The sequence below is a fragment of the Candidatus Neomarinimicrobiota bacterium genome, assembly GCA_041862535.1.
GTDB lineage: Bacteria > Fidelibacterota > Marinisomatia > SCGC-AAA003-L08 > TS1B11.
Genome location: JBGVTM010000141.1, coordinates 1 through 6,952 on the forward strand (window position 1 = coordinate 1; position 6,952 = coordinate 6,952).

Annotated in this window: 5 protein-coding genes; 2 read left to right on the forward strand and 3 right to left on the reverse strand. The window is 57.4% G+C overall.

Annotated elements, in window-relative coordinates; translation table 11 throughout:
* Positions 1–148: 148 nt before the first annotated feature.
* Complete coding sequence (locus ACETWG_05315; protein MFB0516007.1) at positions 149–547, forward strand: hypothetical protein; 399 nt, start codon at positions 149–151, stop codon at positions 545–547.
* A 30-nt stretch (positions 548–577) separates the two neighbouring features.
* Complete coding sequence (locus tag ACETWG_05320; protein MFB0516008.1) at positions 578–904, forward strand: DUF3467 domain-containing protein; 327 nt, start codon at positions 578–580, stop codon at positions 902–904.
* A gap of 85 nt (positions 905–989) precedes the next feature.
* Here ACETWG_05320 and ACETWG_05325 read toward each other — a convergent pair whose 3' ends face one another.
* The 3 genes from ACETWG_05325 to ACETWG_05335 all read right to left on the reverse strand — a co-directional run.
* A complete protein-coding gene (locus ACETWG_05325) occupies positions 990–3,821 on the reverse strand; it encodes a TonB-dependent receptor (GenBank protein MFB0516009.1) in 2,832 nt (943 codons plus the stop codon).
* A gap of 113 nt (positions 3,822–3,934) precedes the next feature.
* Positions 3,935–5,011: a hypothetical protein gene (locus ACETWG_05330; GenBank protein ID MFB0516010.1), complete on the reverse strand. Its 1,077-nt coding sequence runs from the start codon at positions 5,009–5,011 to the stop codon at positions 3,935–3,937.
* Positions 5,012–5,314: 303 nt separating this feature from the next.
* On the reverse strand, positions 5,315–6,952 hold a 1,638-nt coding region (locus ACETWG_05335; protein ID MFB0516011.1), incomplete at its 5' end, for a heterodisulfide reductase-related iron-sulfur binding cluster.

A 6,952-nucleotide genomic window follows, 5' to 3' on the forward strand; every position in this document is an offset into this window, starting at 1 on the left:
GCGGCTGGCAGCCCATATCGCCGATTGCCAGCACTACGATTTCTCGCTGTAATCTTTCTTCACCTCCGACGAGAAAATAGGCTGAAAAAGGGCTTGATGACTCTAGGCGTCTCACTTACATTCAGCCGCGTTTTAGAGGAGGTTTTCGATGAAAATCGAAGGGATTGTTTGCCCCGAATGCAACGAGCCCATCGACGAGGAGGAACTCGCTAAGTCATTGGTGTGCCCCAATTGCCGGACCAATCTAAAAGACCGCAAGTACCTGGACTTTCTGGAGTTCCTTATGGCCCAGGGGATCGTCACTGACATGGATTTCTTTGACCAGTCATTATACGGCGAGGATGTAGTCTACGAGCCGGACATTGAGGAGCTGGACGAAACCGATCCCAATGAGTTTGAGCGCATCGACCAGCAGATGCAGAGTCTAGATGAAGACGTTGAATTAAATGAGGTTACCACGGATGAAGAAGAATTCCGTCAATGGGAGGGCATCGAAGAGGATTGGGAGGAGTTTAACCGGCGGCAGAATTCAGGCCGGGACGATTGATGCGGATCACCCTTAATAGAGAAAAGAATCATGGACACCGTTAAAGAGCCGAAAACCAAGCAGATTCAAGTTGAGCTGGACGAAAAGGTTGGCACCGGCGAATATTCCAACCTGGCCATCGTCACCCATTCTCCGGCCGAATTCGTTCTCGACTTCACCCAAGTGATGCCCGGTATGCCCAAAGCCCGGGTTCGGGCCCGGATTATCATGGCCCCGCTCCACGTCAAAGCCTTCGCCATGGCACTGAACGAGAACATCAAGAAGTATGAAGCCCACTTCGGGGAGATCCAAGTCACCCAGGGCGAGTGGGCCAAGCAATTCGGTTTCAAACTACCGCCGGATACCGTCCCCAACTGACGAGTACCAGCCCCGGTTTCCTCGCCGTCCCGACTATTGCTTCGGGGTTCTCACAGTCGCGGCAGGCGTTCGACGGTCTGCCCGGCTACTCCAGCTTCAGGGACAAATTCAGGATAATTTGTCTACCTAATTCCGCGCCCCCGATGATTTCCCGATGCACATCGTTATTGAGGTTGTTGACCATCATCTTGAAGCTATACCTGTCATTGAAGCGGAATCCCCAATTCAAATCAGCCACGGTGTAGCGGGGGATCGTGCCGACGAAAGCACCTACTGCCCAATCAAAGGTGGGGATGTGTCTCACGGTGAGACCGAGCCAGAAGCGGTTGTGCCGGCTGGTATAGGTTGTGCCGACGGAGAGCTTATATCGGGGTGCGTTGATGGGATCGTAGCTGCGGGTCAAGCGATTATAGAATGCCTGGCGACCGAGATAAGAATACCGCACCTCGCTCCAGAGCCTCGGGGAAAAGAGGTAGCCGATGCTCAGGTCCAAGCCGCCGATACTGATCCGGCCGTAATTCACGTTGGTCAAGATAATCTCGATGTGATCGTCGCTGCTAAGATCAGTAATAACCGAATCGTCTTCTGTTCCTGGGAGATTGTCGGGTCCGATATCGATGCCGTCGTGCTCCGAGGTGCCGACCAGACCCAGTCTTTCGGCCTCGGCCAGGCCCTTGCTGGTGTCCATCACCAGCGGGGTAATCAAGGTCAGGTCAGAAACGAAGTCGCTGTATTGGCTATAATATACATCCAGGGTGGCGCGGATTCGGTTGCCGAGCACACCCACGTAGCCTAGTTCGTAGGTCCATAGATCCTCGCTGATAACAGGCTCAATGGTCTGGAGGTCTTCCGGTTGGAACCACTGGGCGGGGCGGCCGAGGAAGGCGGGAATGTGCAGTACCGCCTCAGGAGGAACTTTCGCCAGGCGGAACGCTGAGGATGAACCGGGCCGGAGGTCGTACATCATCAGATTGCCTTCGGGGTCACGGGTGTAGTGGAAGCCCGCATGGTTGCCGCGCGCCATAACGCGAAACGGGGGCTTCGTGGCCACCCGCATCCTTAAAAACAGCCCCTGGGACGAGGGGGTATTAAAAGCGCGGGCGGCCGTTAGCCGGAAGGTCTGGTTCTCGTCCGGCTTCCACAGCAGACCGACTTTCGGCGAAAACTGGGGCCGATAGCGGACCGTGCCGCCCAGCAGAGGATCGGCAAGGAAAGTGAACCCATCTTCTGATCGTACGCCGCTGTGGAGATCCAGCCGGCTGGCGATGATCAGGTTGAGCTGGGGGGTCAGACTGGAGGAGGACTGAAAATAGAGCCCATATTCATTGGTGGTGATCAACCCCTCGGCAAATTCATCGATGCGGCCATCATGGTCATTGTCCAGGCCGTCATCATCGTAGCTTTTGGGATTGGGGACGCCGGTACCGTCAGGCAGGACGGTCCCGAAAGTCCGGGGCATGGTGCGCTGGTAATCGAATCCGGATGTTAACTGCGTGTCCCATAGTTGGGGCAGCCTTGCAGTGAATTGCATCTGCAGGTGAAAGAAGGTGGACTGGTCGAAGATGCGTTCGCCGGTGCGCAGGTTGCGGGTCCAGCCGGCATTGGAGGTGTTCAGGTAGGCCTGGGTGAAAAAGGAACCCCTCACATATCGGGCCTGGTAGTAACGGTATATCCAGTGGTCGGCCAGGAAGCGCGCGGGACCGGTGATATTGATATTGGAAGCCACCGCCTGCCCAATACTCACAATGAAGTTGTGGTCGGGACCGAAGTCGTAGTCCAGCCGGAGGTCCAGGCGTTGATTTTCCAGCTTGAAGTCAGCCGTATCGACCAGCCCGTCATGGTTCACGTCGGCGATAATGTCATTCACGGCGTACGAGACGCTATCTTCCGGATCGAAGAATTTGCCGTTACCATTGCGGTCAAAGCGGATATCGTAGCCGTCCCAGGTCCAATCGTACCGGAAGGCATGGCTATCGAGTTGTTCGCCCAGTTTGCCGTCATCTTCGATCCAGAATTTGTGATGGCTTTTTTTCTCTTCGGGGTCAACCCAGTGCCAATCGGTTGCGCTGAAGTCCACGTAGGACAGCTTGTAGCCCCATTTGCCGCGCGCACCGGCGTAACGCAGCTGCCACTTACGCAGATCGCGATTGCCGACACTTAAGCTCACCTTTCCGCCTTGAGAGAGGGCGGGTTTCTTAGTGATGATGTTGGCGACCCCGGCGTAGGCTTCGGGGCCATACAGGGCGGAGGAAGGTCCCAGGACGACCTCGATCTGGTCCACATCGTCGGCGGTGATGGGAATGGCGTTGTAGGCGATCAGGCGCAGCGATGGTACGTTCGCCTTCCGTCCGTCAACGAGGGTCATGAGGCGTGATGAGAAGCTGGTGTTGAAGCCTCGTGCCGAGAGATTGAAGGCATCGATCCCCGAAGCGGTGAAATCCACACCTTTGAATTGCTTGAAGTAATCACCCAGGTTGGGCAGGGTGGAGCGTCCGATTTCAGCCGCTGACATCACGATGGTAGCTGCGGGTGCATCGGTCAGTTTTTCCCGCCGACCACGGCTGGCAGTGACCACATACCCTCGTAGCTGGATGGATTCCACCTCCAGGTCAATGTTGATTTCCAGCATTACATCCGCTCCCGAAGGGATCACCACCTGCCGTTCAACCGGGCGATAGCCGATGTAGGTTACCCGCAGCTGATACCTGCCCGGGGGAACATCGGGGATACGATAGACTCCCCGGGCATCGGTGGCGGCACCCACCAGCTGCCGCAGGGCACCACCGCTCAGTATCACGTTGGCGCCCTCCAGCGGCGACTGGTCCTGCTGGTCGCGGACGACCCCTGAAATCTCCGTGCGGCCGGTCTGACCCCAGAGAACGGCCGCCAGACACAGGCAGGTAAACAGGCCTCTCATGATTCAGGTCTTAACGCGGGGCTGGATGGGATAGCCATGTGAGAGATGGGCTTGCTGTCGCAGCCGCTTTTTCTGGTGGTCAATCGCAGCAGTGCAGGACAAGGATAAGCCAGCTACTCTATTCTATACCAGGTGGTCTCAAAATAGATAATCTCATTGACCGGCATGCAGACGGGATTGATGACGTAGGTGAGTTTTCCGCCGTTACCTGGATTCAGTGGATCGAAATCGTGGTCACTGTCATCGGTCAGGAGGGTGGCAAACGTGCTATCAGTCTGTTCCTCGATTTGCCCGGCATCGGCCCATTGAGTGATTATGGCCAGGGCTTCTGCGAAGGTGTCAGCGGCACCGCTGGCAATCAATTCATCTGCATAATCCAGAATTATGAGGGCATAAAAAGTGAAATAACCACCCCAATTTTCAGGGCGGCCGCTGGGGCCCATGATATAGCCGCTGCGGCGTAATCTACCGGCCGTAGCGAAGGCACCGGTGACGATGTTCACCGGGAGCTCGGCGGCCCCATGGATCACCCGGTTCTCGGCCTCGTCCCAGGTTTCGCCGGTTTCGGCGATCCGTTGGTCGTGGCCGTCCCGATCGATATACCAGATGATGAGCGTTGTTCCGTCTTCGGATACGTCGAACTGGCCATCATTGAAGGCGGGGAGGATCTGGTCGAATGCGCCGGGCCGGATGCCGAGCCTGAAGGTTATGTAGTCCGGATCATAGATGCCGGCGTCGGAAATCTGGGGAATCACCAATTCGGTTTGGCACAAATCAGGCACCAGCCGGAGGGCTGGATACGTTCCCGTAAGGGTATAGGTAAAGTCCTCGGTAAAAGTTGCGGTCAGGGCAATCTGCAGATACACCAATGCAGCGGCATTGAGGGTCGTATCAAGTCGGAACACAGTATCGCCGACGGCGAATTCGGCCAGAACCTGGTCGGCTTTATGGGCCTCGCTGCCGAAGACGCTTTCCGCTTCGTCCCAGCTGGCGCTAAGCGTGTAGAGGGTGTCAGGATTGGTACCTTCCGGACTGGCCACCTCCCGCACCCAGTCCGCCTTCAAGTTGATCAGCGACCAGGAACCCACCAGAGCGCCGGCCTGGCCCTCCCTGGTTTCCTCCTCACAGCCAGTGACCAGGAGAATCAAGCCGAAAGCGATGAGCCCTAGGTGTGAGCGGAAGAACTGCATAATAGAAGGCTCCCAGGTGATCGTTGGGTAGTCCCGACGAGTTTAAAAAAGATATGGCAAGCCGGATTTGGTTACAATGATTATTTTTAAGTCTGGGCCGCAGTTGGCGCTAGATGTAATGGTTGGGGGCAAATAGATAATTTACCCCCTGGAAGGCACCTCCTGCGGTGGGTCTTCCAGCGGTTTAGCGCTGTTTATTGAGCCAGCGGCGGAAGGTCAGGATAAGAATGACCATTCCCAGGGCCAGCGGGAAGGTCACACTTAACAAGTGCTGGCCTAAATATTGTAGAGCCTCTCCCATGATCAGGCCAGGCTCGCCGCCACTAGTTCGGCAATATCTTTCAGTTGCACACTTTCCTCCTTGTCCCGGACTTTGCGGGCATCGTCCAACATAAGCAGGCAGAACGAGCAGGCGGTGACTAGCATATCTACGCCTGCTTCCATCGCCTGATCGAAGCGCGCGTAATTGATCCGCTCTCCTTGATCGACGTCATACCACATGTTTCCACCACCGGCCCCGCAACAGAAGCTCCGGCTGTGGGACCTGGACATCTCCACCAGCTCGCCATCCGGACTCAAGACGCGGGCGAGCACCTTTCGGGGTGAGTCGTAAATGCGGTTATGCCGCCCCAGGTAGCAGGCGTCGTGGTAGGTCACTTTGCCGGCCACATGCCCGTGAAGCGCGAGCCGTCCCTGCTCAAGGAGCTCCTGAATGTACTCCGAATGGTGCTGCACAGTCCAGTTTGCACCCAGCTGGCGGTAATCCTTCCCCAGGGTCTGGAAACAGTGGGGGCAGGTCGTGATGATCCGATTGAAGCAGTATTTTGCAAGGGTGGCGATATTTTGCCGGGCCAGGGTCTCATAAAGGTATTCTTCCCCCATTCGGCGTGCTGAATCGCCGGTGCAGCTTTCTTCCCTGCCCAGGATGGCGTAGTCCACGCCGGCGGACTCCAGGATGGCTACCATGGCCCGGGCTATTTCCTGGTTGCGCGGATCGTAAGCCCCGGCACACCCTACCCAGTAGAGAATGTCCGCGGCCTGCTTATCAGCCATAAGCGGTACATCAAGCCCGGCATCCGCGGCCCACTTGAGGCGGTTTTCCCGGGGGAAGCCCCAGGGATTGCCCTGCTGGGCCGTCTTTTCCAGCGAGGCCGCGGCGCCCTCGGGCGGCTTGCCCTCCGACAGTATCAGAAAGCGGCGCATGTCCACAATGGTGGGGATATGGTCAATAAAGACGGGGCAGACATCCATGCACGCCCGGCAGGTAGTGCACGACCACAGCTCCTCGGGGCTGATAAGCTCGCCGATAAGCACCCGGTGGGGCCGGTCACCGAGAGCCTGGCTGTAGAGGTTGTGACGCAGGTCTTGGATGATTTTCATGGGCGAGAGGGGCTTGCCGGTGTCATAGGCCGGGCAGACCGCGGTGCAGCGGGCACACTCGGTGCAGGCTTCGGCGTCCAACAGCTGCTTCCAGGTGAAGTCCTCCACCTTGCCCGCACCTAAGGTCAGCGTGTCGGCATCGAGCTCGGGGTCTTCCATCAGGGCGGCAATGTTCATGGGTCGGAGAGCGCCTCGCTCGGCGGTGTTGGTGAGGGCCACGTTGACAATACCCATAAAGACGTGGAACATTTTGGTCTGGGGGATCAGGGCGATAAATCCCAGGGCCAGCAGCGCGTGAGTCCACCACAGCCAGGGCTGTAAGGTGCTCCACGTGTTCGGGGTGAGTATGAGTGAAAGTGGATAGGCCACAAAGGAAGCCAGGCTGGAGGGAGGGTTTTCGATGGCCAGCCGGGCGGATTCGGCCAGGAACCCGCCCACTGCTACAAGCAGCAGGATGATAAGGATGCCGGTATCGCCGAAAAGGTTGCCTCTCCCTGAGAGGGCCTGCTGCGGCAGGGGCTCGGGTTTTAGTCTCGAATGCCGCCGTACCAGGGCTAGAAC